The organism is Amycolatopsis sp. NPDC114478 (assembly GCF_055633805.1).
The window spans coordinates 441106-466737 of record NZ_JBVKDO010000003.1; the positions used below are offsets into that span (position 1 = coordinate 441106).

The 25632-nt window shown below is 72.3% G+C and carries 27 protein-coding genes; 6 read left to right on the top strand and 21 right to left on the bottom strand.

All coding sequences use genetic code 11. The features are described from left to right. Positions 1-68: 68 nt before the first annotated feature. The 3 genes from ACZ7OH_RS11020 to ACZ7OH_RS11030 all read right to left on the bottom strand — a co-directional run bounded on the left by ACZ7OH_RS11020 (position 69) and on the right by ACZ7OH_RS11030 (position 3449). Positions 69-1625: a molybdopterin-dependent oxidoreductase gene (locus tag ACZ7OH_RS11020; RefSeq protein ID WP_470280641.1), complete on the bottom strand. Its 1557-nt coding sequence runs from the start codon at positions 1623-1625 to the stop codon at positions 69-71. Positions 1626-1690: 65 nt separating this feature from the next. Continuing rightward, positions 1691-1927: a glutaredoxin family protein gene (locus ACZ7OH_RS11025; RefSeq protein ID WP_372671403.1), complete on the bottom strand. Its 237-nt coding sequence runs from the start codon at positions 1925-1927 to the stop codon at positions 1691-1693. Positions 1928-1937: 10 nt separating this feature from the next. Beyond that, positions 1938-3449 carry an AMP-binding protein gene (locus ACZ7OH_RS11030; RefSeq protein WP_470280642.1) on the bottom strand — a complete coding sequence of 504 codons (1512 nt, stop codon included), beginning with the start codon at positions 3447-3449 and terminating at the stop codon, positions 1938-1940. A gap of 314 nt (positions 3450-3763) precedes the next feature. Between ACZ7OH_RS11030 and ACZ7OH_RS11035 the strand changes: the two genes are divergently transcribed. From ACZ7OH_RS11035 to ACZ7OH_RS11045, 3 genes are all read left to right on the top strand, one after another. Then, positions 3764-4456, top strand: coding sequence for a sigma-70 family RNA polymerase sigma factor (locus ACZ7OH_RS11035; protein WP_470280643.1), 693 nt, complete (start codon positions 3764-3766; stop codon positions 4454-4456). A 114-nt stretch (positions 4457-4570) separates the two neighbouring features. Next, positions 4571-5632, top strand: coding sequence for a DUF5667 domain-containing protein (locus tag ACZ7OH_RS11040; RefSeq protein WP_470280644.1), 1062 nt, complete (start codon positions 4571-4573; stop codon positions 5630-5632). Positions 5633-5706: 74 nt separating this feature from the next. Further along, the gene (locus ACZ7OH_RS11045; RefSeq protein ID WP_470280645.1) at positions 5707-6600 is read left to right on the top strand and encodes an HAD family hydrolase; all 894 of its coding nucleotides are present in this window, start codon (positions 5707-5709) and stop codon (positions 6598-6600) included. Between the two features lie 12 nt (positions 6601-6612). Here the strand turns inward: ACZ7OH_RS11045 and ACZ7OH_RS11050 are convergent, their stop codons facing one another. The 5 genes from ACZ7OH_RS11050 to ACZ7OH_RS11070 all read right to left on the bottom strand — a co-directional run bounded on the left by ACZ7OH_RS11050 (position 6613) and on the right by ACZ7OH_RS11070 (position 10160). Next, positions 6613-7647 (bottom strand): lysophospholipid acyltransferase family protein, encoded by a 1035-nt coding sequence (locus ACZ7OH_RS11050; RefSeq protein ID WP_470280646.1) that lies wholly within the window; start codon positions 7645-7647, stop codon positions 6613-6615. Continuing rightward, positions 7644-8687, bottom strand: a complete 1044-nt coding sequence (locus ACZ7OH_RS11055) for an NAD-dependent epimerase/dehydratase family protein (RefSeq protein ID WP_470280647.1) — start codon at positions 8685-8687, stop codon at positions 7644-7646. Before ACZ7OH_RS11055 ends, ACZ7OH_RS11050 begins: the two co-directional genes overlap by 4 nt. Before the next feature lie 257 nt (positions 8688-8944). Continuing rightward, complete coding sequence (locus ACZ7OH_RS11060) at positions 8945-9046, bottom strand: 30S ribosomal protein bS22 (protein WP_007030867.1); 102 nt, start codon at positions 9044-9046, stop codon at positions 8945-8947. Between the two features lie 155 nt (positions 9047-9201). Further along, a complete protein-coding gene (locus ACZ7OH_RS11065) occupies positions 9202-9417 on the bottom strand; it encodes a helix-turn-helix domain-containing protein (RefSeq protein WP_013222402.1) in 216 nt (71 codons plus the stop codon). 182 nt (positions 9418-9599) lie between these two features. After that, a complete protein-coding gene (locus tag ACZ7OH_RS11070; protein ID WP_470280648.1) occupies positions 9600-10160 on the bottom strand; it encodes a carboxymuconolactone decarboxylase family protein in 561 nt (186 codons plus the stop codon). 39 nt (positions 10161-10199) lie between these two features. On the opposite strand from ACZ7OH_RS11070, the gene ACZ7OH_RS11075 reads away from it, so the two are divergent. Next, positions 10200-10526, top strand: coding sequence for a winged helix-turn-helix transcriptional regulator (locus tag ACZ7OH_RS11075; RefSeq protein WP_400901032.1), 327 nt, complete (start codon positions 10200-10202; stop codon positions 10524-10526). On the opposite strand, the gene proC is transcribed toward ACZ7OH_RS11075, so the two are convergent. The 8 genes from proC to ACZ7OH_RS11115 all read right to left on the bottom strand — a co-directional run bounded on the left by proC (position 10514) and on the right by ACZ7OH_RS11115 (position 19029). After that, a complete protein-coding gene (gene proC / locus ACZ7OH_RS11080) occupies positions 10514-11323 on the bottom strand; it encodes a pyrroline-5-carboxylate reductase (protein WP_470280649.1) in 810 nt (269 codons plus the stop codon). The genes ACZ7OH_RS11075 and proC overlap by 13 nt on opposite strands. Before the next feature lie 24 nt (positions 11324-11347). Continuing rightward, a complete protein-coding gene (locus ACZ7OH_RS11085) occupies positions 11348-12175 on the bottom strand; it encodes a thioesterase family protein (RefSeq protein WP_400901036.1) in 828 nt (275 codons plus the stop codon). A gap of 134 nt (positions 12176-12309) precedes the next feature. After that, positions 12310-13122: a sugar phosphate isomerase/epimerase family protein gene (locus ACZ7OH_RS11090; RefSeq protein ID WP_470280650.1), complete on the bottom strand. Its 813-nt coding sequence runs from the start codon at positions 13120-13122 to the stop codon at positions 12310-12312. A gap of 75 nt (positions 13123-13197) precedes the next feature. Next, positions 13198-14823, bottom strand: a complete 1626-nt coding sequence (locus ACZ7OH_RS11095) for a hypothetical protein (RefSeq protein WP_470280651.1) — start codon at positions 14821-14823, stop codon at positions 13198-13200. A 163-nt stretch (positions 14824-14986) separates the two neighbouring features. Beyond that, complete coding sequence (locus ACZ7OH_RS11100; RefSeq protein WP_400901042.1) at positions 14987-15970, bottom strand: Ppx/GppA family phosphatase; 984 nt, start codon at positions 15968-15970, stop codon at positions 14987-14989. A gap of 113 nt (positions 15971-16083) precedes the next feature. Further along, positions 16084-16773 (bottom strand): response regulator transcription factor, encoded by a 690-nt coding sequence (locus ACZ7OH_RS11105; protein ID WP_086680214.1) that lies wholly within the window; start codon positions 16771-16773, stop codon positions 16084-16086. Next, the gene (locus ACZ7OH_RS11110) at positions 16770-18011 is read right to left on the bottom strand and encodes a sensor histidine kinase (RefSeq protein ID WP_400901044.1); all 1242 of its coding nucleotides are present in this window, start codon (positions 18009-18011) and stop codon (positions 16770-16772) included. Before ACZ7OH_RS11110 ends, ACZ7OH_RS11105 begins: the two co-directional genes overlap by 4 nt. 145 nt (positions 18012-18156) lie before the next feature. After that, on the bottom strand, positions 18157-19029 hold the full coding sequence (locus tag ACZ7OH_RS11115; RefSeq protein ID WP_470280652.1) for an oxidoreductase: 873 nt from the start codon (positions 19027-19029) through the stop codon (positions 18157-18159). Positions 19030-19095: 66 nt separating this feature from the next. Here ACZ7OH_RS11115 and ACZ7OH_RS11120 point away from each other — a divergent pair, with 66 nt between their 5' ends. Both ACZ7OH_RS11120 and ACZ7OH_RS11125 read left to right on the top strand, forming a co-directional pair. Next, positions 19096-19734 carry a DNA-binding response regulator gene (locus ACZ7OH_RS11120; protein WP_470280653.1) on the top strand — a complete coding sequence of 213 codons (639 nt, stop codon included), beginning with the start codon at positions 19096-19098 and terminating at the stop codon, positions 19732-19734. Continuing rightward, positions 19731-20606, top strand: a complete 876-nt coding sequence (locus tag ACZ7OH_RS11125) for a hypothetical protein (RefSeq protein WP_470280654.1) — start codon at positions 19731-19733, stop codon at positions 20604-20606. Before ACZ7OH_RS11120 ends, ACZ7OH_RS11125 begins: the two co-directional genes overlap by 4 nt. 51 nt (positions 20607-20657) lie before the next feature. Here ACZ7OH_RS11125 and ACZ7OH_RS11130 read toward each other — a convergent pair whose 3' ends face one another. The 5 genes from ACZ7OH_RS11130 to ACZ7OH_RS11150 all read right to left on the bottom strand — a co-directional run bounded on the left by ACZ7OH_RS11130 (position 20658) and on the right by ACZ7OH_RS11150 (position 25630). Further along, positions 20658-21407: a phosphoglyceromutase gene (locus tag ACZ7OH_RS11130; RefSeq protein ID WP_470280655.1), complete on the bottom strand. Its 750-nt coding sequence runs from the start codon at positions 21405-21407 to the stop codon at positions 20658-20660. Positions 21408-22049: 642 nt separating this feature from the next. Continuing rightward, the gene (locus ACZ7OH_RS11135) at positions 22050-22916 is read right to left on the bottom strand and encodes a DUF4349 domain-containing protein (protein ID WP_470280656.1); all 867 of its coding nucleotides are present in this window, start codon (positions 22914-22916) and stop codon (positions 22050-22052) included. Positions 22917-22986: 70 nt separating this feature from the next. Next, positions 22987-23490, bottom strand: coding sequence for a type III secretion system chaperone family protein (locus tag ACZ7OH_RS11140; RefSeq protein WP_086684658.1), 504 nt, complete (start codon positions 23488-23490; stop codon positions 22987-22989). Next, the gene (gene mshA / locus ACZ7OH_RS11145; RefSeq protein WP_470280657.1) at positions 23487-24821 is read right to left on the bottom strand and encodes a D-inositol-3-phosphate glycosyltransferase; all 1335 of its coding nucleotides are present in this window, start codon (positions 24819-24821) and stop codon (positions 23487-23489) included. The genes ACZ7OH_RS11140 and mshA overlap by 4 nt, the downstream gene beginning before the upstream one ends. Then, entirely contained in the window at positions 24815-25630 is an 816-nt protein-coding gene (locus ACZ7OH_RS11150) for an alpha/beta fold hydrolase (protein WP_470280658.1), read from the bottom strand. The genes mshA and ACZ7OH_RS11150 overlap by 7 nt, the downstream gene beginning before the upstream one ends. Between the last annotated feature and the right edge of the window lie 2 nt (positions 25631-25632).

Below are 25632 nucleotides of genomic sequence, written 5' to 3' on the forward strand. Positions count from 1 at the left end.
CGCGGATCTTCACCGCGCGGCGAACGGGCCGTCGGAGGCGGTGAACGGCTCCGCCGCGCCGGTCGCGGTCAGCTCGCGTCGAGGCTCACCGAGTGCCAGCCGGTCGCGCCGTCCGGGACGGGGTCGGCGCGGTTCTCCGTCTGCGTGTAGCCGTCCTGGTCGGTCGCCCGGACGGCCGCCTGGTGCGTCCCCTTCGGCACGTCCAGCTCGATCCACCACATGCGCCAGGTGTCCTTGCTCACCTCGGCCGACAGCACCGCCGGCTGCCACGGGCCCTGGTCCAGCCGGACCTCGACCTTCGCGATGCCGGTGTGCTGCGCCCACGCCGTGCCGGCCAGCCGGACCTTGCCCGCCGGAACGCGCGCGAAGCCGCTCGGGGTGTCGATCCGGGACTCCGTCTTGATCGGCCCCTGCTCGGCCCAGCCACGGCTGAGCCAGTACGCCTGCCGGTCATCCCACTTCGCGAACTCCAGCGACTGGACCCACTTCGTCGCGGACACGTACCCGTACAACCCGGGGATCACGATCCGCGCGGGGAAGCCGTGCTCGATGGGCAGTGGCTCGCCGTTCATCCCGATCGCCAGCATCGCGCCGCGCTGCGGGTCGAGCGCGACGTTCGCCGGCGTGCCGCACGTCCAGCCGTCGACGCTGGTGGCGAACATCTGCTCGGCGCCGGGGTGCACGCCCGCCTCGTCGAGCAGGTCGACGAGGTCGACGCCGAGCCAGGTGGCGTTCGAGATCAGCGGGCCGCCGACCTCGTTGGACACGCACGTCAGCGTGACGCGTCGCTCGACCAGCGGCCGGTTGCGGATGTCGGCGTAGGAGAAGGTCACCTCGCGGTCGACCATCCCGTGGATCTTCAGGCTCCAGTCCTCGGTCCGGATCTGCGGGACGACCAGCGCGGTGTCGATGCGGTAGAAGTCGCCGTTCGGCGTGATGAACGGCGGGGAGCCGAGCTTCGCGAAGTCGGCGTCCGCGGGCAGCGGCGGCGCGGTCCGGGCGGGGGCGAGCGGCCCGACGGCGGCCCGGGAGTCCTCGGCGTTCTTGCTGGTCCCGGCCACCTGCCCGACGACAGCGGCGACGCCCGAACCGGCCACGACCCCGACGCCGGCCCGGAGGAACTTGCGGCGGTCGAACCCGCGGTCGTGCACGACGTCCACGGGCAGCGCGAGCCGGTGCAGCCCGGTGAACACGGCGAGCCCGGCGACGAGCGCGGCCACCGGCGCGAGCAGCGAGACCTGCCCGAGGTCGCTGCGCGCGTACACGGCGGCGACGCCGGCGGCGCCGAGCAGGAAGACCAGGATCTGCCCGGCGCGGGGCGTCCGGCGCGAGAGCTGGCCGGCCAGCAGCGCGAGCAGCACGAGCACGACGGCCAGCCCGATCTTGAGGACCGGCTTGTCCCAGGTGCCCAGCGTCCGCTCGGCCCACTTCACGATCGCGGTCGGGCTGTGGTCGATGACGTAGTTGGCGACCGCGATGAACGGCGAAGCGGTGTACCCGACGAAGCCGGCGACGAGGTGCCCGACGCCGAGGGCGGCCGCCAGCGCGAGCAGCCCGATGAGGGTCGCGACGGGCAGCGAAAGCCGCCGGGGCGCTTCGGGCGGCGCTTCCTGCAGAGTGCTCACGCCTCCATCTTCGGAGCACTCGCTCCGGATGGCTGCCCGATGTGGCTTACGGACGTGTTACGGCTTCAGGCGAGGGCCTTCCGCAGCCGGTCCTCCTCGACGCGCCAGTACCCGTGCTCGGCGCCGTCGACCAGGATCACCGGGACGCGGTCGCCGTACTCCGCGCGCCACTCCGGGTCCGTGTCGACGTCCTCCGCGCGCCAGGGGACCCCCAGCTCGCCGCAGATGCGGGCGACCTCCGCCTCCGCGACCTCGCAGAGGTGGCAGCCGTCGCGGCCCATGACCGTCACTTCGTGCGCCATGCCGTCCTTACTACCGCAACCGCATCCGGCGCAGCTTGCCGGTCGCCGAATGCGGCAGCGACTCGGCGAACTCGACCGCGTGCGGCACCTTGTACCCCGCGAGGTGGGCCGCGCAGTGGTCGACGACCTGCTGCTCCGACAGCGACGCCCCGGCCACCGGCACCACGAACGCCTTGACCGCTTCGCCGCTTCGCTCGTCCACGACCCCGACGACCGCGGCCTCCGCCACCTCGGGCAGCTGCCCGATGACCTCCTCGACCTCGCGCGGGAAGACGTTGAAGCCGTTGACGATGATCAGGTCGTTGGCCCGGTCGACCAGGTGCAGGTCGCCGTCGACGTCGAGGTAGCCGACGTCGCCGGTGCGGAACCAGCCCTCGGCGTCCGGCCCGTGCCCGCCGTCGGGCCAGTAGCCGGAGAACAGGTTGGCGCCGCGGATCGACACCAGCCCGGTCTCGCCCTCGGCCTCGAAGACGTCGTCGACGTCGTCCGGGTCGAGCGGCACGGCCTGGTCGGTGCCGTCGCTGTCGACCAGCCGCAGCTCGACCCCGGGCAGCGGCCGCCCGACCGACCCGGGCTTCGGGTAGCCGGTGACCAGCGTCGACGTCACCACCGGCGCGCACTCGGTCAGCCCGTAGCCCTCGAAGACGTCGAGGCCGGTGGCCTCGCGGATCGCGCCGAGCACCTTCGGGTGCAGCGGCGCGGCACCCGACGTCATCCGCCGGACCGTGGTCAGCTTCCCGCGCAGCTCGTCGGTGCCGAGCGCGGCGAACTCGGTGTACATCGTCGGGACGCCGGTGATCGTCGTGACGCCGTGCTCGGCGCAGTCGTCCAGCGTGCGCTGGGCTTCGAAGCGCTCCGACAGCACCGCGGTCGCGCCGACGGCGACCGCGTGCAGCAGGCCGGGGCCCAGGCCGTAGACGTGGAAGAGCGGAATGGTGATCAGCACGCGGTCGTCGTGCTCCAGCGCGCCTTCGACCTGGCCGATCTGCGCCAGGTTCGCCAGCAGCGCGCGGTGCGACAGCATCACGCCGCGCGGCGGGCCGGTGGTGCCCGAGGTGTAGGAGACGACGGCGATGTCCTCCCCGGCCCGGCCCGCATCGACGGATTCGACTGCTCCATCCGGGTCGGATTCCGGAGTGAGACCGGTCACGACGTCCGGCAGCTCGGCGTCGGCGTCGCGGCTGATGACAACCTTGGCACCGCTGTGCGCGAGGAGCTTCTCGAGCTCGGGTCCCGGCGCCTGCGGCGACATCGGCACGACGATCGCCCCGGCGCGCAGCGCGCCGAAGAACGCGACCACGAAGTCCACCGAGGTCGGCAGCCGCAGCGCGACCCGGTCGCCGGGCTCGACGCCGGCGCCCGCGAGCCGCCCGGCCTGCGCCTGAACGGCCGCCTCGACCTGGCGGTACGTCAGGCCGTGCCCGGTGCCGGTTTCCTGGACGCCCGCGTGGTCCGGCCACGTCGCCGCGGCCCGCGTGAGCAGCCCGCCGACCCCCGACTGCGTCCCCTCTGGAGCACTCACCCGCGATCCACCTCTCCTCGCCCGGCCCAAACCGTTGCAAGTCTGTCATTCGGAGCGACGTCATGGGTGCTGACCGCGAGCGTCGCGTCTGCACAACCCCGGAGCCACTACCTACTTCGCGGTAACTACACGTATGCTGCACTGCGTCGTGGGGGTGGCGGTGATCACCACCACGACCGGAGAGAGGGAGTCGCCGTGACGAACTTGCTTGCCCACGAAGTCGTGGGGCACGCGAGCCGGCAGGCCCCTGCTCGCCGCAGTTCCGGGGGTACCGTGGCCCGCTGGGCCAGCTTCGCCGCCGGAGGTGCCGCCCGATGACCGTGCCGACCGCCGTGAGCCGCGGGCCTGTCTTCATGTTCGCCGAGCGCGTCTTCGGGCGCTCGGCGTCCGTGCCGCTGAGCAGGCAGGCGGCCGACGAAGAGCGCGCCGAGGCGGCCAAGGCCGAGGCCTGGGACCTGGTGCGCGCCGCGCAGGACGGCGACTCCTCCGCGTTCGGCCGGCTCTACGACCGCTACGTCGACGTCGTCTACCGGTACGTGCTCTTTCGCCTCGGCGACCGCGACCTCGCCGAGGACGTCACGAGCGAGACGTTCCTGCGCGCGCTGCGCCGGATCACGTCGGTGAGCTACCAGGGCCGTGACGTCGGCGCCTGGTTCGTCACCATCGCCCGCAACCTCGTGCTCGACCACGTGAAGTCGAGCCGGTTCCGCCTGGAGGTCGTCACCGACGAGGTGACCGAGCCGGGCTCGGCGCCGTTCAGCGTCGGCGCGAGCGTCCAGGTGGGTCCCGAGCAGGAGGCGATCAGCCGCGCGACCCGCACCGAGCTGCTCCGCTGCGTCGCCGAACTGGGCGATGACCAGCGGGAATGCATCATCCTGCGGTTCCTGCAGGGCCTGTCGGTGGCGGAGACGGCGCAGATCATGAACCGCAACGAGGGCGCGATCAAGGCGCTCCAGCACCGCGCGGTACGCCGTTTGGCACAACTCCTGCCCACCGGATTGCGCTGATCCCGCGAACTTTTCTGCCCGTCGACCGAAACCGGTAACCCTGACGGCTTCTTAATCGTTACTCCAGCGAGACCGGTGTCAGGACCGGTCACCGGCCCGAGATGGAGCAGCGCAGTGAGGTTTGCGCGTGAGCGAGCCGAGATCGATCGGTTCGCGCGTGCCCTGGAGCCGTCCCCGGTACGCCGGGACGGCGAGTTCGCCGACGAGCTGGCGCTCGTCGGTGCCTTGCGCGAGCTCGGTGCGGCCGGGGCCCCGGACCTGGAAACCCGGCAGCGGATCCGCGCGGAGATCGCGGGCCGCCTGGAGACGGCGGCGGCCACCCCGCGTCGGAGGTGGCGGCCGCGGACCGCCGACCTGGTGGCCGCCGCGCTCTTCCTCTTCCTCGTCCTCTCCGGGTTGACGCTGGTGCTCTCCCGCAACGCGCTGCCGGGCGACCCGCTCTACGGCGTCAAGCGCGCCGGGGAGTCGACGGCGCTGAGCCTGACCTTCGGCGACGAGGCCAAGGCCCGCAAGCACCTGGAGTTCGCGACCAACCGCGTCACCGAGCTGAGCGAGCTGGCCTCGGAAGGCGCGAGCGAAGCCGACTACCGCACGGCGTACGACGACTTCGCGGCCGACCTCAAGGCCGGGGTCGCCCAGATGGCGGCCGTGGCGACCAGCGACGGCGGCGGCGCGCAGGCGCTGTCCGACGTCCGGCTGTGGGCCCGCAACCAGCAAGGCCGGCTCGCGGCGCTCCCGGCCGGCTCGGCCCCGGTGTTCGGAGAGGTCCGCGACCTGCTCGGCAAGGTCCAGGAGCGCACGAGCGGCCTGGCCGCGCGGCTGAACTGCTACCGCATCACCACCGGGACGTCGGACGACCTGGGCCTGATCCCGGCGACCGGCGAGTGCACGCAGCGGCCGGCGCCGTCCTCGGGCGGCGAGCCGACGTCGGCCTCGCCCCAGTCGTCGGCCGAGAGCACCGCGCCGGTGCCGACGGGCACGCAGCTGCCGCCGTCGAACGCCGCGTCGACGCCGGGCCTGCCCGCGCCGACCGGCGGGGTCACGCCGCCGCCCGTGTACGGCCAGGTGCCGACGACGACCCCGCCGCGGCCCCCGGTGACCTCGACCACGCCCCCGCCTCCGCTCATTTCGGTCCCGCCGCTGCTCCCGGGCCTGCCGCCGATCGTGATCGGCTGAGGTCCGGGCCACACCTGCGACGGCACCGTGGGCGGCTCGCTACGCTGTGCGAAGGAGACGTGGAGGCGGTGTACGTGTCAGCTTGGCGTGGCAAGGACAAGAGTCAGGAGCTCGAACGGCTTGCCGCGCTGGCCGGCGAGGCGTCGGCCGAGGCCGCCCACGCCCGCGTGGTCGCCGAACCCCCCGCCCCGCCCGCACCGCCGGACCTCACCGCGGCCGCGTTCTTCGACGTCGACAACACGATGATGATGGGCGCGTCGATCTTCTACTTCGCGCGCGGGCTGGCGGCGCGCAAGTTCTTCACGTCGTCGGACCTGGCCGGATTCGTCTGGGGCCAGATCAAGTTCCGCCTCGGCGGCCGCGAGAACAAAGAGGACATCAAGACCCACCGCGAGCGCGCACTGTCCTTTGTGGCCGGACGCACGGTGGCCGAGCTGACGTCGATCAGCGAAGAGATCTACGACGAGCTGATGGCGGACAAGATCTGGTCCGGCACGCGCGCGCTGGCCCAGATGCACCTGGACGCGGGCCAGCGCGTCTGGCTGGTGACGGCGACCCCGATCGAGCTGGCGGCGATCATCTCCCGCCGGCTGGGCCTGACCGGCGCGCTCGGCACGGTGGCCGAGACCCGCGACGGTGTGTACACGGGCCGCCTGGTGGGCGACCTGCTCCACGGTCGCGCGAAGGCGCACGCGGTGCGGGCCCTGGCGTCCCGCGAGGGCCTGAACCTCAAGCGCTGCACGGCGTACTCGGACTCGGCCAACGACATCCCGATGCTGTCCGCGGTGGGCACGGCGGTGGCGGTCAACCCGGACGGCGGCCTGCGCGACGTCGCCCGGGCGCGCGGCTGGGAGATCCGCGACTTCCGGACGGGCCGGAAGGCCGCGAAGATCGGCGTGCCGTCTGTGCTGGGCGCGGGCGCGCTGGCCGGCGCCGTGGCGGCGGGCATGGCCTACCGCCGCCGCTGAGGCGTCCGCCCGTCAACCGCGGAAGACCGACTTCCGCTGCGAAAGCCGCTGGTAGAGCGTCTGCTGGATCGACTCCCGCACCTGGTCGGTCAGCTGGAACACCAGCATCGGGTCCTCGACCGCCTCCGGCTCGAACTCGTCGGTGCGGATCGGCGTCCCGAACTCGATGCTCCACTTCGTCGGCAGCGGGATCGCGCCCAGCAGGCCGAACATCGGGAAGAACGGCGTCACCGGGAAGTACGGCAGCCCGAGCATCCGCGCCAGGACCTTGATGTCGCCCAGCTTCGGGTAGATCTCCTCCGCGCCGATCACCGACACCGGGATGATCGGGACGCCCGCGCGCAGGGCCGCCGACACGAACCCGCCGCGGCCGAAGCGCTGCAGCTTGTAGCGGGACGAGAACGGCTTGCCGACGCCCTTGAACCCCTCGGGCCACACGCCGACCAGCTCGCCGCCGCGCAGGAGGCGTTCCGCGTCCGCGTTGCAGGCCAGCGTCTGGCCGGACTTGCGGGCGAACGACCCCACCAGCGGCACCTGGAACACCAGGTCCGCGCCGAGGCCGCGCAGGTGCCGGCCGCCGGTCTCGTCGTGGACGGCGACCGCCGTCATCAGCGAGTCGAGCGGCAACGTGCCGGAGTGGTTGGACACCAGGAGCGCGCCACCGGACGCCGGCAGGTTTTCGACGCCGTACGTGTCGACGCGGAACCACTTCTTGTAAAGCGCACGCAGCGGCGGCAGGAACACCGCGTCGGTCAGCTCGGCGTCGAAGCCGAACTCGTCGACGGTGTAGTCGCCGGTCAGCCGGTCGCGGATGAAGCCGAGCGCCGAGCGCGCGGCGTCGGACAGCGGCTCGGGCGTCTCTTCCCGCTCGGCGCCGGGGAAGGCGACGACCGGGGCGTCCACCCGCGCGGCTCCGCCGTCACGGAGGTCGCGTTCGGTTTCCGGCTTTTCCCGGCCCGGTCCGTGCAGGGGGATGACCTGCGCCTCGGCACCGCCCACCGTCTCCGCCTCGCTTCCGAAGTCGTCCAAGTCGTGCGGTCTGCTCATCGGCTCTGTCCCGTGGCTGCCGCCACGAGCACCTTTCCGGCCAAGCCCGCCAGCTTCCCGCCGTCGAGCACCGGCCTCAAGCCGCGTCCGGCGATGTAGTCGTCGAACGCCTCACGCGTCGTCCACCGCGGGGTGTAGCCGAACTCTTCCTTCAGCTTGGTGATGTCGACGACCCGGCCGAAGTTCAACAGCCGGACCTGGTCGGCCGAGAAGTCGACCACGCGCGCCCCGCGCAGAACCTTCCCGACCGACGGCACCACGCCCCGCGGCATCGGCAGCTCGACCCGGCCCGCTCGCCGGATCGCCTGCGAGAGCGTGAGTACCCCCTCCGAGCCCACGTTGAACACGCCGGGTTTGTCGGTCAGGGTCGCGCGTTCCAGCACGGACAGCGCGTCCGAGGAGTGCAGCAGCTGGATCCGGGCGTCGAAGCCGAAGACCGTCGGCACGACCGGCAGCGCGAAGTAGCGCGAAAGGACGGTGTCGGTCTCGGGGCCGATGATGTTGGCGAAGCGGAACAACGTCGTGGTGATGTCGGGCCGGCGCCGCACCAGGCCGCGCACGTAACCCTCCATTTCGACGGCGTCCTTCGCGTACCCGCTGGACGACGTCGGGATCAGCTCGGAGTCCTCGGTGAACACCGCCTGCGAGCGGGCGCCGGCGCCGTAGACCGCCGCCGTCGACTTGACCACCAGCTTCTTGACCAGCGGCGAGCGCTGGCACGCGGCGAGCAGCCGCATGGTGCCGATGACGTTGACTTCCTTGATCGCGCTGCGGCGGCCCGGCCCGGCGGGGTGCGCGGTGCAGGACGCGTGCACGACCGTGTCCACTTCGGCCGTGCTGATCACCTTGGCGATCAGCGGGTTCCGGATGTCCGCGCGGACGAACTCGGCGTGGCCCATGCGCTGCAGCACCGTCTTGTCCGGTGCCACCGTGTCGACGCCGATGACCCGCTCGAAGTCGGGGTTGTTGCCCAGCCGGGCGAGCAGTTTCCCGCCCAGTTCGCCGGCGACCCCGGTGACGAGCACGATGTTCGACGGCATGCGACTCCCTGCGGCGTAGGGCGTGGTGGGGGTGGACGATCACCCGGTGTGCGCGGGCCTGCACCCACTGGAAGCATCGCGCGGACGCCCTTGAGATGTTACCGCTCATCAGTGGTAGCTCCGGGGTGTCTTACGTGCTATTAACCGCCGTTCCCCGGAAAGCGACGAACGCCTCACTCGAACGGGGGGAACCGGCCCACCACATGGACGTGGCCCGTCCAGAGACTGGACGGGCCACGGCTGCGCACGGCTGGGTCTTACTTGCCGGCCTTGCGACGCTGCACTCGCGTGCGGCGAAGCAGCTTGCGGTGCTTCTTCTTCGACATGCGCTTGCGGCGCTTCTTGATCACAGAGCCCATGGGCGCTCCTTAGGTCGTCGTCGGTCACGCTGCCCGGCGCAGCGTCCAACGGGTGGAGCGCACAGGCACGAGCGGTTTTCCAGGTTACCCGGCACCCGGGGCGGGCCGGTCGGCGGGCACGTCGTAGGGCGACGTACCGCCGGCCGCGACGGGGATCAACCCACGTCGTAGTAAGCGCCCTGGAGGTACTCGTGCACTGCTTTTTCCGGCACCCGGAAGGACTTCCCGACCCTGACGGCGGGCAGCTCACCCGAGTGCACGAGACGGTAGACGGTCATCTTGGAGACCCGCATCAGCGTGGCCACCTCGGCGACCGTCAGGAACTGGACCTGCCCGACAGCCGGCAGATCCTCCTTCTTGTTCGGCGACATGTTTACCGCGTCCTTCGACACGTGTCGCGCCACGAGGCTTCCCCACCTGTGGTATCGACACGCACGTGCTCTATCGAGAGTAGCGGGACTGGTGGGACTAATGCGACGCCTGTCACCGAGATGGGCTCCTACCTGCGCTAACGCACAGCCACCCGCGCGTGCAAGACCGCAGGAATCGCCCATTACGGCGAATCCGGGCGGGCGGTCCCCGGCTCGAGGGGCAGCCGCAGCGCCCGGACGGTGAACGAAACGGCGTGGTACCACCCGCAGACGAGCAGCAGGTCGAGTACGCCGTCCTGGCCGACGGCGCCTTCCAGCGCCGCCCAGGTGCCGTCGGCGAGGTCGTAGGTGGCGTGGAGTTCGTCGACGGCTTCGAGGACCGCGCGGTCGCTCGCGTCCCAGCACTCGTCGGCCGGGCTGCCGACGGCGAGCGAACGGATTTGCGCCGCGTCGAGGCCGGCCTTCTCGGCGAAGGTGGCGATGTGGACGCCCCACTCGTAGCCGGCCCCGCAGAGTGCCGTCGTCCGATCGATGACCAGCTCACGCTGCCGGACGGTCAGCGCCGACTGCCGCGAGAAGTAGTACCGCCCCCAGTCCGCGACACCCCGGGCCAACTCGGGCCGGCGGGCCCAGACGCGGAAGAGCGCGATCGGCGGTCCGAGCCGGTCGAGTACGTCGGCCGTACCGCCGTCGAACGGCGGCTCGAGGGGCGCGATCCGCGGCTGCTTCGATTTCAGAGGCATACCCGGCACGCTAACATCGGCGCTTCGGAAAGGAAAGCAATGACGACGCCTCTACCCGGCCACCCGGTCCGCGGTTCGACGACGGGCCGCCCGATCATGGCCCTGCTCGACCTGCTCGGCCGGCGGTGGACGCTGCGGATCCTCTGGGAGCTGCGCGACTCGGCTCTGACGTTCCGCGCGCTCCAGCAGCGCTGCGACGGCGTCTCGTCAAGTGTGCTGGCCACGCGGCTGCGCGAACTGGGCGAGGCCGACCTGGTCGGGAACGCCGAGGGCTACTCGCTCACCGAGCAGGGCCGTTCGCTGTTCGGGACGCTGGTCCAGCTCGACGCCTGGGCGGCGGACTGGCGGCCGCGTCAGCCTTCGTGAGCCTTGCCCAGCTCGACCGACCGGTCCTTGGCCGCCTCGATGGCCGCCAGCATGGCCGCGCGGACGCCGTGCTTCTCCAGCTCGCGGATGGCGTTGATGGTCGTCCCGGCCGGCGACGTCACGGCCTCGCGCAGCAGCACCGGGTGCTCCTCGGACTCGGCGAGCATCTTCGCCGCCCCGACGGCCGACTGGATGATCAGCTGCCCGGCCAGCGCGCGCGGCAGGCCGAGCAGGATGCCGGCGTCGATCATGGCCTCGACCAGGTAGAAGAAGTACGCCGGCCCGGAGCCCGACAACGCCGTGACAGCGTCCTGCTGGGCCTCGGGCACCTCGACGACCTGGCCGACGTGCGAGAGCAGGTCGCGCACGACCGCGAGGTGCTCGGCGGTGGCGTGCCGCCCGGCGGAGATGGCGCTCATGGCCTCGTTGACCAGCATCGGCGTGTTCGGCATGACCCGGACGACCGGGACGCCCTCGGCGAGCCGGCGCTCGTACAGCGAGGTCGGCAGGCCCGCGCACAGCGAGACGACGAGCGAGCTCGGGCCGAGCAGCGGCGCCAGCTCGTCGAGCACGGGGTCGATGTCCTGCGGCTTCACGGCGACGACCAGGACATCGGCGTGCTTGGCGGCTTCCTCGACCTCGACCCCGCGGACGCCGTAGCGCGCGGTGAGCTCTTCGACGCGCGCCGGGTACCGCTCGGTGAAGAGCAGGTCGCCCGGCTCGTGGCCGCCGTGCAGCAGCCCCGAGAGCAACGCCTCGCCGATCTTTCCCGCACCCAGCACCGCGATGACCGTCATGGCGTAAAGCGTGCCAAACGCGCCTCAGGCGCCCGGTGCCGGGGCGAGCCCCAGCTGCCGGGCCTGGCACACCAGCCGCCCCTGGGAGTCCACCACCGTGGCGTCCGAGTCGAACCACGACTCGTGCACCGAGCGGGACTCCACCACCACCCGCAGCCAGCCCGGTGCCGGCCGGGTCCGCAGCAGCGCCGTCAGCTGGACCGTCGGCGCCCAGCCGATGCGGCCGAGGTTCATCACCACCGGCGGGTTCACGTCGGACGCCAGCAGCGTGAAGTACGGGTCGACCAGCCCGTGGCGCGGCCGCACCCACAGCCGCATCCGGGGCGGCTCGCCCGTGCGCCCGGCCAGGTACCCCGCCGTCGCCGGGTCGAGGCGGACCTCGCAGCCCTTGGCCAGGTTGAACGGGCCCTCCGTGCTCTCCGCCATCGCGAGCGCGCCCGGGGACGGCTCGGCGGGCATCGACGGCACGTCCGTCCACTCCGGCCGGCGCATCGGCAGCCGGCCGGTCGTCACGCGCGCCTCGACGCAGCTGCGGCCCCGCTGCTCCAGCCGGACCTCGACGACCGTCGCGCGCCGGCCGACCTTGCGGACGTCCGTGCGCAGCAGCACCGGGCCCAGCGCGGGCGCGTGCAGGAACTCCGCGCTGACCACCAGCGGCTCCGCGTGCGGCTCACCGCGCTCGTGGAGGGCGGCGATCGCCGCTTTGGCCAGCAGGGCCAGCAGGAAACCCCCGTGCGGGTGCGAGCCGATGGCCCACTCCGCACGCAGCACCGCGGTGAAGGTGCCGTCCCCCAGCGACCGCGCCGCACTCGCCGTCTCGAAGGACACGGCGGTGCCGTCCGTTCCGCTCACGAACGCGCCGTGCCAAGGGGCAAATCCGGGCAGGTGACGATCAGCGAGCGCGACGGTTTCACGGTCCGAACTTTACGTGTTCGGCCCGGGTAAATGGACCCGGGAGTAGTCGTGTCCGTGGTGAACGTGCGCAATTACTGCCCGAGGTGGAAACGCGCGAACAGCAATGCCTCCGCGAGATCACGGACCCGCTCGGCGCCGGTGGCGGCGTGCCGGGTGTTGATCTCCAGCACGATCTGCCCGGCGAAACCACTGCTGACCAGCTTCTCCAGCAGTTCGGTGCAGGGCTGGCCACCCCGCCCGGGCACCAGGTGTTCGTCCTTCGGGACGCCGGTGCCGTCCGCCAGATGGACGTGCGAGAGGCCTTCGCCCATCCGCTCGGCGAGCGCGAGGGCGTCCATCCGGGCTGCCGCTGTGTGGGACAGGTCGAGCGTGTAGTGCCGGAAACCGACGTCCGTCGGGTCGATCGACGGCCGGAACGCGGAGACGCGCGAATTCTTCGAACCGCCGGGCGGACGCACCTTGAACATGTTCTCGACGGCGATTTCGATCCCGCTGGAGTCCTCCAGCTCGTCGACGAGATCACCGAAGGCGTCGCCGTAGCGGCGTTGCCACCGGAACGGCGGGTGGACCACCACGGTCCGCGCGCCGAGCTCCTGCGCGGCCTCGACGGACATCCGCAGCCGCACGACCGGATCGGGCGACCAGATCCGCTGGGTGATCAGCAGCGACGGCGAGTGGATCGACAGCACGGGCACCCCGGTCCGGCGCGACCACCGGCGCAGGGCGCTGACGTCCTGGCTGACCGCGTCGGCCCAGACCATGACCTCGACGCCGTCGTAGCCGAGCTCGGCGGCGAGCTCGAAGGCGGTCCCGGCCTTGAGGGGCCACACGGACGCCGTGCTGAGCCCGACGGGGACCGGCTTCTCGTCTGTCACGCGCGCCATCCTGCCTCGTCACCGAGGGTGCGGAGCAGGGGCACGCGCGGAAGGGGACGCGGATCTCACCGCGTCCCCCGCGCGTCAGCGGCCGACGAGCAGCAGCGCCGCCGGCGAGACCGTCACGACCAGGCCGACCAGCACCGCCAGCACGGTCGTCTGCAGGTCTTCGGCGCGGCGGATCTTCCGCACGATCCAGACCAGCGCGACCACCACCAGCAACGCGGCCACCAGCGCGGCCGCCGGGATGTTCACCCACAGCCAGTTGAAGCCCAGCCACACGGCCGCGCCGCCGACGACGCCGAGCGCCAGCTGGCCGGCCAGGGCCAGCCACGCCTTGCCGGGCGAGGTCGCGGGCTCCGGCTCCGCGACCGGCTCCGGGACGTCGTCGTACTCGTCGTCCTCGTAGCCGTCGGCCTGCTCGTAGCCGTAGTCGTCCTGCTCGAAGTCCGGGCCGCCGTCGGGGTAGCCGTCGGCGAACTCGCGCTCGTAGGGCGCCAGGTCGTCCGGGATCGGCGCCCGCGACGCGCGGTCGCCGGGCGCGAACGGCATCGGCGGCGGGTAGGCGCCCGTCGGCGGGCCGGCGTCGTACGCGGCCTGGTAGCCGCTGCCCTCCGGCGCGAAGCCGTCCGGCTCGAAGTCGTCTTCGGGGTAGCCGTCGTCCGGGGTCTCGCCGGGCACCACCGGCATGACGCCGATCTCGGTGTCCTCCAGCTGCTCCTTCTGCCGGCGCTTGCGCCAGTTCGCGAGCCCACCCGGCGACGACGGCTCGTCGGGCTTCGCCGGCGGGGCCGGCGGCGGCTGCTGCTCGTGCCGGACCGCGTCGAACTGCTCGGTGTAGGCCTCCTGCTGCGGCTGCGGACGGCGCGCCGGGCCCCGGCGCGGGCGCCCGGGCGCGGCCGGCGGCGGCGGCGAGAAGGTCCCGCTGGCCATCGGGGGCGGCGGGACGTCGATGTCGGCGTCCGGGGTGCCGTTGAGGCCGTCGAGCCGGGCCGAGAGCGGACCGCCGGGCGGCGGCGTCGGCAGCTGCTGCGACGGCTGCGGCGGCGGGACCGGCAGCTGCTGCGACGGCGGCGCGGGACGGCGCCGGACCGGCGGGACGGCCCGGGTCTCCTCGGCCGCCGGCGGCGCCGGCAGCTGCTGGGACGGCTGCGGAGGCGGGGTGGGCAGCTGCTGCGACGGCTGCGGAGGCGGCGGCTGGCGCCGCGGCGCGCGCGGCGGCACGGGCAGCTGCGCCGACTCCTGCGGGCGCGAGAACTGCCCGGACTCCTGCGGCGGCCGGGTGAACTGGGTCGGCTCCTGCTGCGGCGGGCGCGCGTACTGGCCGGACTCGGCGCCGCCGGGCGCGGGCCGGGCCGGCGGAGGCGGCGGGACCGGCCGCGGCAGCGGCTGGGAGTCCTGCGGAACCGCGCGGGGCGCGGGCGGCGGCGCAGCGGGCGGCTCGGCGCGACGCCGTCCGGTGGGCCGGTTCGGCGGGGGCGGCGTGCCTTCCGACGCGACCCGGTCGATGATCGCCTGCGGGCCGGTGTCGCCGACGCCGGGACGGCGGTGCGAGCCGGTCGGCCCCGGGGCCTCCGGGGTAGCCGGCTCGTCGTCGTCATCGGCCGCGCGCCGGCGGCGACGGCGGTTGCCGTCGACCTGGGCACCGTGCTGGGCGAGCAGCTCGGCCACGGTCTTCTGCGGCTGGTCGCCTCCGGTCTGGTCCGTCATACCTGGTCGTCCCCCGCGCGCACCGAGTTGTCGCTGGTGGCACCTCGAGAGCGGGTTCCCGACGGCACCCCGGCGGCGCCGCGCGCGCTGTACGCCGACCTCTGCATGTCCGTCACCTCTCCACCGTGCCCGTTGTCCGTCCGGGAAGTCCAGCCGCGTGCTTTCACCGGTCCTCCTGTGCGCCGAAGCGCCCCACGAGGGCGGCTCCAGTCTCATCCGCGCCGTTCGAATGGTCCAGCCGCCGCAGGATCACACCCTCTCGCAGAGCCCACGGGCAGATCTCGAGTTCCGCCAAACCGAGTGCCCGCATGGTGGCCTGCGCGACGAGCGCGCCCGCCACCAGCTGGTGCGACCGGCTCGAGCTGACACCCTCGAGCTGGGCCAGATCGGCCGACGTCATCCGCGAGATGAAGGCCAGGAGCTGGCGCAACGCGGTATCCGTGAGCGTACGTCGCACGCGCGGGCCCGCCGCCGAGGGGGCGGCGCCGGTCAGCCGCGCGAGCGACCGGAACGTCTTCGACGTCGCGACGACGCGGTCGGGTTCACCCCATTTGGTGACCTTCCGCGCGAGCTCGGTGAGCTGGTCGTCCAGCCACGCCGACGTCGCGACGAGCTCCGAGCGCGACGGCGGGTCGTGCTTGAAGCGGGTGCGCGTGGTGCGGCCCGCGCCGAGGGGCAGCGATTCGGCCAGGACGGGCTCTTCGTCGCGGCCCATGGCGATCTCCAGCGAGCCGCCGCCGATGTCGAGCACGAGCAGCTGGCCGGCCGACCAGCCGTACCACCGCCGGACGGCGAGGAAGGTCAGCCGGGCCTCATCGGTCCCGGAGAGGACCTGCAGGTCGACGCCGGTCTTGTCGGCGACGCGGGCCAGGACCTTGGCGGAGTTCTTCGCTTCGCGGACGGCGGACGTGGCGAACGCCATGACTTCCTGGCAGCCGAGCCGCGCGGCGGCGTCCTTCGCGGATTCGACCGCGGTCACGAGGTCGTCGGCCCCGGCCTTGCTGAGCTCCCCACCGGGGGTGAGCTGCTCGGCCAGGCGCAGCACGGACTTTTCGGAATGCATCGGCGTCGGGTGGGCGCCACGGTGGGCGTCGACCACGAGCAGGTGGACGGTGTTGGAACCGACGTCGAGTACCCCTAGGCGCACGGGGGTCCAGGGTACCGGCCCCGGCGCCAGGTCTCGAACTTGTAACCGAAAACACTCGGTGCGGTACCGCCCCGGCGCGCCTCCACGCGGGAGCGGTACCGCCCAAACGGGACTTACGTCTCGAACTTGTAGCCCAGGCCGCGCACGGTCACCAGGTGCCGCGGCGAGCCCGGGTCCGGCTCGATCTTCGACCGAAGCCGCTTCACGTGGACGTCGAGCGTCTTCGTGTCGCCCACGTAGTCCGCGCCCCACACCCGGTCGATCAGCTGCCCGCGGGTCAGCACCCGGCCGACGTTGCGCAGCAGGTATTCGAGCAGGTCGAACTCCTTGAGCGGCAGCGACACCTCGGCGCCGTCCACGGTCACCACGTGCCGCTCGACGTCCATCCGGACCGGGCCCGCCGACAGCACCAGCGGGGCCAGCTCGCCGTCCGTGCCCGGCTCGCCGCCGCGGCGCAGCACCGCCCGGACGCGCGCGATCAGCTCACGCGCCGAGTACGGCTTCGTCACGTAGTCGTCCGCGCCGAGCTCCAGGCCGACGACCTTGTCGATCTCGCTGTCGCGCGCCGTCACCATGATCACCGGCACGGCCGAGCGCTGGCGCAGCTGCTTGCAGACGTCGGTGCCGCTCATCCCGGGCAGCATCAGGTCGAGCAGCACGATGTCGGCGCCGTTGCGGTCGAACTCCTCCAGCGCGGCCTGGCCCGTCCCGGCGACGGCCGCGGTGAACCCTTCCTTGCGCAGCAGGAAGGCGAGGGGGTCGGCGAACGACTCCTCGTCCTCGACGATGAGAACCCTGGTCACAGGTTTCCTCCATGATCTGGGCTGTCCTGCCCGGTAACCACGAGCCTCGGGGTGCGCTCGGGGGTCTTCTCCTGCCGAGGTGCCGGCGAGGTCTTGGCGGCCCGCGCCGGCTCGGCGGCCGGCTCGGGGCGGACGTGCGCGGGGATGCGCAGCGTGAACGTCGAGCCGGTGCCCGGCCGGCTCCACAGCCCGACCGAGCCGCCGTGGTTGGCCGCGACGTGCTTGACGATCGCCAGGCCCAGCCCGGTGCCGCCGGTGGCGCGCGAGCGGGCCTTGTCGGCGCGGTAGAAGCGCTCGAACACGCGCTGCTGCTCGTCCTCGGCGATGCCGATGCCGCGGTCGGTGACGGCGATCTCGACCATCCCGTCGGCGAGCCGCCGGCTGATCGAGACCGGGCTGCCGGCCGGCGAGTACGCGACGGCGTTCTCCAGCAGGTTCGACAGCGCGGTGACCAGCAGCGTCCGGTCGCCTTCGATGAGCAGGCCGCTGGGGGTGTCGGTGGTGATCCGGATGTCGGCCGACTCGGCCGAGAGCGTCGTCCGGCCGAGCGCCTCGCGGACGACCGCGTCGACCTCGACGACGTTGAGGTCCGGCAGCCGCTCGGCGCCCTGCAGCCGGGAAAGCGCGATCAGCTCGGTGACGAGCTGGCCCAGGCGGGTGGACTCGCGCAGGATCTTGCCGCCGAAGCGGCGGACCTCCTCGACGTCCTCGGCGGCGTCGAGCACGGCCTCGGTGAGCAGCGCGATTGCGCCGACCGGGGTCTTGAGCTCGTGGCTGACGTTGGCGACGAAGTCGCGGCGGACGGCCTCCAGCCGGATGGCCTCGGAGTGGTCGACGGCCTCGACGACGGTGAAGCCGTCGCCGAGCGGCCGGACCTGGCCGAGCACCGCCTCGGGCTGGCGGCCGCGCGCTTCGATGGGCGAAAGGTCGATCTCCATCGGCTCGTCGGTCTCGACGACCTGCTCGGCGGCCCGGCGGGCCCGCGGGTCGGCCTGGTTCACCCGCACCAGGCCCAGCTCGTAAGCACGCGGGTTGTGCAGCACCATGTCGCCGAACTTGTTGAGGACGACGACGCCGTTGTGGGACGACCGGACCAGCCGTTCGAGGAGCTCCGCGACGGTCGGGCCCGGCGGCCGGGCCTCTTCGCGGCGGCTTCGCGCCCGGGCGAGGAGGTAGCCGACCACCGCACCGGCCACCAGTGCCCCGATGGCCAGTGCGAGGGAAACAGGCGTGGTCACAGGCCGATCGTAAGCTGAGAAGTGGCCCTTCGGCCTAGCGTTGTCCGCCTAGTCGTGAGCACCGCGACACCTGGCGATGACATGTTCGCCGGTGCTTCAGCCCGCGTTCACCCGATCGATTCCCCGGCGAGACATTCCGGGTGAATCACCCGGCGGTGTCAAGGGTCTTCAGATCGTCGTCGGTGAGCTCGAGGGCGGCCGCGGCGACGTTCTGCTCGAGGTGCGCGACGTCACCGGTGCCCGGGATGGCGAGCACGTGCGGTCCTTGGTGGAGGGTCCACGCGAGCCGCACCTGGGCCGGGGTGGCGTCGTGGCGGCGCGCGACCTCGGCGACGCGCGCGTCCTCGCCCTGGCCGCTGGCGACGGCGAAGAACGGCACGAAGGCGATCCCGTGCTCGGCGCACATCCGGACGATCTCGTCGTCCTCGCGGCGAGCGGTGAGGCCGTACTGGTTCTGGACGCAGACGACCGGCGCGATCGCGAGGGCCTCGGTGAGGTGCGCCGGGCCGATGTTGGAGATGCCCAGCTCGCGGATGAGGCCGTGCTCCCGCAGCTCGGCGAGGGCCCCGAAGCCATCGGCGAGCGAGCCTTCGCCGCGGTCGAGGCCCGCGCCGATCCGGTAGTTGACGACGTCGAGGTGCTCGACGCCCAGCTGCCGCAGGTTCTCCTCGACCTGGGCGCGCAGCTGGTCCGGCCGGGCGAAGTAGAAGGTGCCTTCGAAGTCGCGGCCGGCGCCGATCTTGGTGGTGATCACCAGGTCGTCGTAGGGCGCCAGGGCGGTGTTGATCAGCTCGTTCGCCGAGCGCGGGCCGGCGAAGTAGAAGGCGGCCGTGTCGATGTGGTTGACGCCCAGTTCGACAGCGCGGCGGAGCACGGCCAGCGACGTCCCGCGGTCGCGGATGCCACCGTCCGAAGTGGACATCAGGCGCATCGCGCCGAAGCCGAGCCGGTTGACTTCGAAGGAGCCGAGCTGCCAGGTGCCCGCCGCGGCGGCGGGGAGGGTGGTGTTCGTGGTCATGGCTCCAGCCTTCCGACCTGGCCCGGAAGCCGCCGGGAATGGCACTTTGCTGCCAAACTGGAATACGTGGAGAGAGTCAGCGACGTCGTCGTGGTGCGCGGTGAGGCCGAGCTGTTCGAACGGACGGCCCACCTGTTCGCGACCGCGACAGAGGTCTCGTGCGCGGCCCGCGACCTGCACACCTGGTCGGTGGCGCACCCGACCGCGCCCGAGCGCGAGCAGGCCGTGCGCACGACGTCGGTGCGCAAGATGTACCTGCCCGGCGTCCTGTTCGACCCGGCGCTGGCCGAGCACCTGCGGTTCATGGCCACGCACGGCGCGCGCATCCGCATCACCGAGCGCGAGGTCAACGAGACGATCCTGCTGGACCGCCGGATCGCGATCGTGGCCGGCGACCACGTCGGCGGCGTCCGCAGCTACACCGTCGTCAGCAGCCCGGAGCTGGTCCAGGGCATCCAGTCGCTGTTCGAGGCCGCCTGGGCCGGCGGCACCGACCTCGAGTCCTACCAGGCCCGCTTCACCGAGCTGGGCGCGCGGGAGATCCTCGAGCAGCTGGCGTCCGGCTGCAAGGACGAGACGGCGGCCCGCGCGCTCGGCGTCGGCCTGCGGACCTACCGGCGGCGGGTGGCGGAGCTGATGGAGGTCCTCGGCGCGTCGTCGCGGTTCCAGGCCGGGGCGCGGGCGCGCGAGGCCGGGCTGCTGTGAAGCGAGCGCTGCTGGCGCTGGTCCTGACGACCTCGGCGTGCACGTCGGCGATCTCCGGCACGGCCACGCCGCTCACCGGCAACCTCGCGCTGGTCGACGCGCGCGGGACGGGCGCGGCCCTCGACGCGGTGAAGACGGCGGCCCAGGCGGTGTTCAGCTACGACTCGACGAACCCGGCGGCGTTCGACCAGGCCGTCGCGGCGAACGTCACCGGGGCTGCGAAGGACCAGCTCACGAAGCTGTTCGACACGATCAGGAAGAGCCCGCAGCCGGTCCACCTGACCACGCGGGTGGTGCGCAGCGCCGCGCTCGAGCTGACCGGCGGCCGGCTCCGGGAGCTGGCGGTGCTGGAGCAGGTCAACGGGACTTCGAAGGGCCTGGCGACGGTCGCGTTCACCGCGCTCGAATCCGCGGGGCGCTGGCGGATCTCGGACACCGCGCTGAACCCGGCGCAGCCGCCACCCGCACCGCACCCGGACGACGGCAGCCTCGCCGGCCTGCGCGATTCGGCGCTGGCCGGGGCCCGCTCGGCCGCCGCGGCGCTGCTGACGACCGACAGCGCCGACCCGGAAGGCTCGTACGCGCGGGCCGAAGCGGTGGTCACCGAGCCGTTGCTGACCGACTACCGCACGAAGAAGGCCACCTACGTCGACGCGATCCGCAAGAGCGGCACGAAGGTGGCGCTCGGGCCGGACCCGCTGGCCGGCGTCACCGCGCTCACGGGCGGAACGGCGACGGTGCTGTTCTTCACGACGCTGAAGGTGACGGGCCCCACCGGCACCGCCGACCGCCCGTTCACCACGGAACTCGACATGACCCGCGTCGGCACCAGCTGGAAGGCGACCGCGGTCCGCACGGTCGCCGCGTCCTGAAAGCCGTGAAGGGCGCCCTCAAGGCCTTGAGGGCGCCCTTCGGCAAACGAGTCAGCGGCCCTGGTTGGCGACCGCGGCGGCGGCTTCCTTGGCGGCCTCGGGGTCGAGGTACTCGCCACCGGCCTTGACCGGCTTCAGGTCCGCGGTCAGGTCGTAGCGCAGCGGGATGCCGGTCGGGATGTTGAGGCCGGCGATGTCGGCGTCGGAGATCCCGTCGAGGTGCTTGACGAGCGCGCGCAGCGAGTTGCCGTGCGCGGCGACCAGCACGGTCTTGCCCGCGCGCAGGTCCGGCACGATCTCGGACTCCCAGTACGGCAGCAGCCGCTCGACAACGTCCTTGAGGCACTCGGTCAGCGGGGCCTTGTCGCCGAGGTTCGCGTAGCGGGGGTCGCCGGCCTGGCTCCACTTGTCGTCCGGGTCGATCGGCGGCGGCGGGGTGTCGTACGAGCGGCGCCAGAGCATGAACTGCTCCTCGCCGAACTCCTCGAGGGTCTGCTTCTTGTTCTTGCCCTGCAGCGCGCCGTAGTGGCGCTCGTTGAGGCGCCAGTCGCGCTTCACCGGGATCCAGTGCCGGTCGGCGGCGTCCAGCGCGATGTTCGCGGTGGAGATCGCGCGGCGCAGCAGCGAGGTGTGCACGACGTCCGGCAGCAGCCCGGCGTCGGCCAGCAGCTGCCCACCCTGGCGGGCTTCGCCTTCGCCCTGCTCCGACAGCGGCACGTCCACCCAGCCGGTGAACAGGTTTTCCGCGTTCCACGTGCTCTGCCCGTGCCGCAGCAGCACCAAAGTCCCAATCTCGGCCATGTGCTCAGCCTGCCATGACGGACCAGCCGACCGACTGGTGACCTCGCGTCCTACGCAGAGTGTGTTACTTCGGAGTAACACCTCACCCTTCGACAAGTCCGAGCGCCAACAACGCGCAAAATCCTCGCTTCAAACTGCACACCGTTATCCCTGTGACCGAAGTTCACTCGAACGGACTAGTGAGTAGTCTTGTGATTACAGGTCGGGATCTGACAGGTTTGCTTACGTCCCGAGCGGCCGGATTCCACGCACTCCCCGGCCGGTTTCGGGCTTCGACCGCGGCTCGTCTCCCCCCTGCCGAGCCGCGGCCCGCCGGCCCCGATGGCACCCCCCTCGTCACCGGGTCCTGATCGGCGGGAACTTCAGCGGGGCGGCTCGAGATCGCGACTCCCCCCTCCCTCGAGCCGTCCCGCCTGCCCCGCGCAGGTCTTGAACGAGTCATTCAGGCAGTCCCACCCCATCGGCCCCGCAGGGGCCCGCAGGGCCGCGCCTAGACCTCCCCCGCCCCTCGTCCGAGCCGCAGTCAGCGCCGGAGACCCGGGGTCAAGGGTGAGCGAAGCTCATCGCGAAGCGACGCCGAAGGCGCCCTTGAGGCCGGGTATCCGGTGTTGAACAATCGAAGACGAGGAGCGGAAGCACTGCTCAGCTCTCGACAACCTCCGGCTTGACCGACCGACGACGCCGGTTCACCCACCACCCAGCCCACGCCAGCGGCCCCACGATCAACAGGAACGGCGCAACGGCCCCCAGCACCGTCAGCAACCCACCCCCAAACGTCAAAAACGCGTCCCAGCCACCAGCCAGCCCCCCGAGGAACCCACTCCGGTCCTCCGACGGCGGAGCAGGCGCGGCGACACTGCGGATGCTCATCGACACCGTCGCCATCGCCACACTCCCGGCGAGCGAGTTCTGCTGCTGCTCCAACGACTCCAACGCCGACTCGCGGCTCGTCAGCTCGCTCTCGATCGACGTGATGTCCGACACCGAAGTCGCCTGCGAGAGCAGCGCGCGGATCCGCTCGACCGACTTGCGCTGCGTCGTCAGGCGAGCCTCGACGTCGACGACCTGCTCGGTCACGTCCTGCGTGTTCAGCTCCCGCTTGACCAGCGAGGTGCCCAGGTGCGACAGCTGGTCGAGCACCGGGTCCAGCCGCTCCGAGGGCACCGCCAGCGACAACGTCGCCGACTCGTCACCGGTGCTCTCCTGCCCGGTGTAGCCGCCCGCGCCCTGCGCGATCCCGCGGGCCTGCGCGACGACGTCGACGACCTTGGTCGCGGTCAGCTCCAGCCGGGCGCTGCGCGAAAGCTTGCGGTCGGTGGCGCCGGCCTGCGGTGGCGTCACCTTCGAGTCGGCCTTGCCCCCGGTTCCCTGCTGCGGCGCGGCCGGGACCTTCGCCACCCCACCGGCACTGTCCGCCGTGGACGATGCGCCGTTCTCCGACGCCGAGCACCCGGCCAGCGCGAAAACCACCGCCGCGCCCGCGAGCGCCGCTCTCCATCGAGTCCGCATCCTGCGTCTCCCTCCAGTTTCGGCTGGCGGTGAGACGGATGTCCGGTTCAGGGCCGTTGCACGGCCCGGGTCACGACTCGGTCAAGCCCGGTTCGCGCGGCTCCGCGAGGTGCTTGAACGCCTGCAGGTTGGCCAGCGACTCGCCGCGGGAGACGCGCCAGTCCCACTCGCGCTTGATCGACGTCGCGAAGCCGATCTCCAGCAGCGTGTTGAAGTCGCCGTCGGCGGCTTCCAGGACCTGGCCGAGCACCTTGTCCAGCTCGTCGGCGGACATCGTCTCCTTGCCGAACCGGCCGACCAGGTAGATGTCGCCGAGACTGTCCACTGTGTAGTGGACGCCGTAGAGCTTCGCGTTGCGCTGCAACAGGAACCGGTAAACGTCCTCATGGGACTCATCGGGACGGCGGCAGACGAAGGCCTCCACCGAAAACGCGTGGTCGCCGTCGACGAGCCACGCGTTCGTCTGCAGCTTCTTCGTGCCGGGCAGCGTGACGAAGTACTTGCCGGGACCGCGTTTGTCGTACTTGAGCTCGGCGGAGTCCAAAGTAGACTGAATCAGCTGGTCCAGGCTCACACCGCCACCTCCGCGCGCAGGTCCAGCGCGCGGGAGAACGCGCTCGTCGCCTGAGCATAGATGTCCAGCAGCGCGTCCGTCGTACGACGCCAGGAGAACCGCCGCGCGTGCACGACGGCGTTGGCACCGAGCTCGGCGCGCCGGTCCGGGCGCAGGGCGACGGCCGCCAGCGCGGCCGCCCACTCCTCGGCGCCGTGGCCGGGCACCAGCAGGCCGGACACGCCGTGCGGCACCGCGACCGGCAGCCCGCCGACCTCGGCCGCGACCACCGGCGTCCCGCAGGCCTGCGCTTCGAGCGCGACCAGGCCGAACGACTCGTTGTAGCTGGGCACCGCGACGACGTCGGCGGCGCGGAAGACCCGGGCGAGCGCTTCCCCGGGCTGCGGCGGCAGGAACCGCACCTGCGGTTCGATGCCCAGCGAAACCGCCAGCTCGCGCAGGGCCTGCGGCTGCTCCAGCCCGGTGCCCGACGGCCCGCCGACGACCAGCACGACCAGGCGCGGCGCCAGTTCGGGGCGCCGGCGCAGCAGGGCCGCGGCCGCGTGCAGCAGGACGTCCGGCGCCTTCAGCGGCTGGATCCGGCCGGCGAACGCCAGCACGACGTCGTCGGGAGCCAACCCCAGAGAGGAGCGCGCGTCATCCTTCGAGCCCGGTGTGAAGCGGTCAAGGTCGACGCCCGGCGGCACGGCGTGCACCGCGTCCGGCTCGGCGTCGTAGAGGTCGATGAGCTGTCGCGCCTCGACGGCGGTGTTGGCGACCAGCCGGTCGGCCTCGGCGACCACCTGCTCCTCGCCGATCACGCGCAGGCGCGGCTCCGGCTTGTCGCCCTCGGCGAGCGCGGCGTTCTTGACCTTCGCCAGGGTGTGCGCGGTGTGCACCAGCGGCACCGACCAGCGGTCGCGGGCGAGCCAGCCGACCTGGCCCGACAGCCAGTAGTGCGAGTGGATGAGGTCGTAGTACCCGGGTTCGTGGAACGCCTCGGTGCGCAGGACGCCGGAGGTGAACGCGCACAGCTGGGCGGGGAGCTCGTCGCGGCCCAGCGGCTCGAACGGCCCGGCCTGGACGTGCCGGACGGTCACGCCCGGCGCCAGCTCGGCCACCGGCGGCTGGTCGGACGCCGTCGCGCGGGTGAACACCTCGACCTCGACGCCGCGGCGGGCCATCTCGGTCGCCGTTTCGCTGATGTACACGTTCATCCCGCCGGCGTCGCCGGTGCCCGGCTGCTCCAGCGGCGAAGTGTGCACGGACAGCACCGCGATCCGGCGAGGGGCAGCGTCGAACCCCCGGATGGAGCTGGTCACCTGGTCACGTCTCCCGCGTTGCTTCAGCATTCCTCGGCGAACTGCCGCAGTGCCGCGTCGAACTCGTCCGCGGACTCGGCGAAGGGCGCATGGCCCCCGTCAAGGAACCAACGCCCGACAGCGCCCGGAATCTTCCCGAGGGCGTGCTCGGCCGTCGAGGGCTCGATCACCCGGTCGGCCGTCCCGTGCGCGACCAGGGTGGGCTTGTCCAGCCTGACCAGCACGTCTTCGCTGCCGATGTCCCGGCGGAACAACGCCGAACGGACCGCGGGCGGCACGCTCAAAGAAGCGCCGAGGAGGGCTTGGGCCTGGGTGCCGGGCACCGGCCGGGCGACCATCCCGCGGCTGAACGCGGTCAGGGCGGGGACCGCGATGTCCGGATCGTCCGAAAGCATCGCACGCATGTGCTCGCGCATCAGCGGGCCGACGCGCCCGCCCGGCCGGTCGCGGCCGATCTCGGTGATGGCGCCGACGAGCACGACCCCACGCAGCCGTGCGGTGCCGTGCACGCGGATGTGGTCGGCGAGCACGAGGCCGCCGTACGACCAGGCGACGACGATCGCGCCCGGCCCGGCGAAGTCGAGGACCGCGGCGAGGTCGTCGGCCCACACGACCGGGTCGTCGTAGCCGGACGCCGGGACGTCGGAGGCGCCGTGGCCGCGCAGGTCCATCGCGACCAGCCGGAACCGCTCGGTCAGCGCCGGGTCGGCGAGCTGGGCGGCCCAGCAGCCGGCCGACTGCGCCCAGCCGTGCACGAACACGATCGGCCTGCTGTTGCCGGTCCCTTCGACCCGCAGGCCGAGCCGGACCCCGCCGTGCCCGACGACTTCGGTGCGCACGG

Coding starts and splice junctions, on each gene's coding strand:
- ACZ7OH_RS11055 (WP_470280647.1), bottom strand. CDS start 8,687: ATGCCGTCGAACATCGTGCTCGTCACCGGGGTCGCCGGCGAACTGGGC.
- ACZ7OH_RS11090 (WP_470280650.1), bottom strand. CDS start 13,122: ATGGCGCGCGTGACAGACGAGAAGCCGGTCCCCGTCGGGCTCAGCACG.
- ACZ7OH_RS11135 (WP_470280656.1), bottom strand. CDS start 22,916: ATGCGGACTCGATGGAGAGCGGCGCTCGCGGGCGCGGCGGTGGTTTTC.
- proC (WP_470280649.1), bottom strand. CDS start 11,323: ATGACGGTCATCGCGGTGCTGGGTGCGGGAAAGATCGGCGAGGCGTTG.
- ACZ7OH_RS11095 (WP_470280651.1), bottom strand. CDS start 14,823: ATGACGGACCAGACCGGAGGCGACCAGCCGCAGAAGACCGTGGCCGAG.
- ACZ7OH_RS11065 (WP_013222402.1), bottom strand. CDS start 9,417: ATGTCGCCGAACAAGAAGGAGGATCTGCCGGCTGTCGGGCAGGTCCAG.
- ACZ7OH_RS11130 (WP_470280655.1), bottom strand. CDS start 21,407: ATGGCCGAGATTGGGACTTTGGTGCTGCTGCGGCACGGGCAGAGCACG.
- ACZ7OH_RS11115 (WP_470280652.1), bottom strand. CDS start 19,029: ATGACCACGAACACCACCCTCCCCGCCGCCGCGGCGGGCACCTGGCAG.
- mshA (WP_470280657.1), bottom strand. CDS start 24,821: ATGCTGAAGCAACGCGGGAGACGTGACCAGGTGACCAGCTCCATCCGG.
- ACZ7OH_RS11050 (WP_470280646.1), bottom strand. CDS start 7,647: ATGAGCAGACCGCACGACTTGGACGACTTCGGAAGCGAGGCGGAGACG.
- ACZ7OH_RS11060 (WP_007030867.1), bottom strand. CDS start 9,046: ATGGGCTCTGTGATCAAGAAGCGCCGCAAGCGCATGTCGAAGAAGAAG.
- ACZ7OH_RS11035 (WP_470280643.1), top strand. CDS start 3,764: ATGACCGTGCCGACCGCCGTGAGCCGCGGGCCTGTCTTCATGTTCGCC.
- ACZ7OH_RS11025 (WP_372671403.1), bottom strand. CDS start 1,927: ATGGCGCACGAAGTGACGGTCATGGGCCGCGACGGCTGCCACCTCTGC.
- ACZ7OH_RS11070 (WP_470280648.1), bottom strand. CDS start 10,160: ATGCCTCTGAAATCGAAGCAGCCGCGGATCGCGCCCCTCGAGCCGCCG.
- ACZ7OH_RS11075 (WP_400901032.1), top strand. CDS start 10,200: ATGACGACGCCTCTACCCGGCCACCCGGTCCGCGGTTCGACGACGGGC.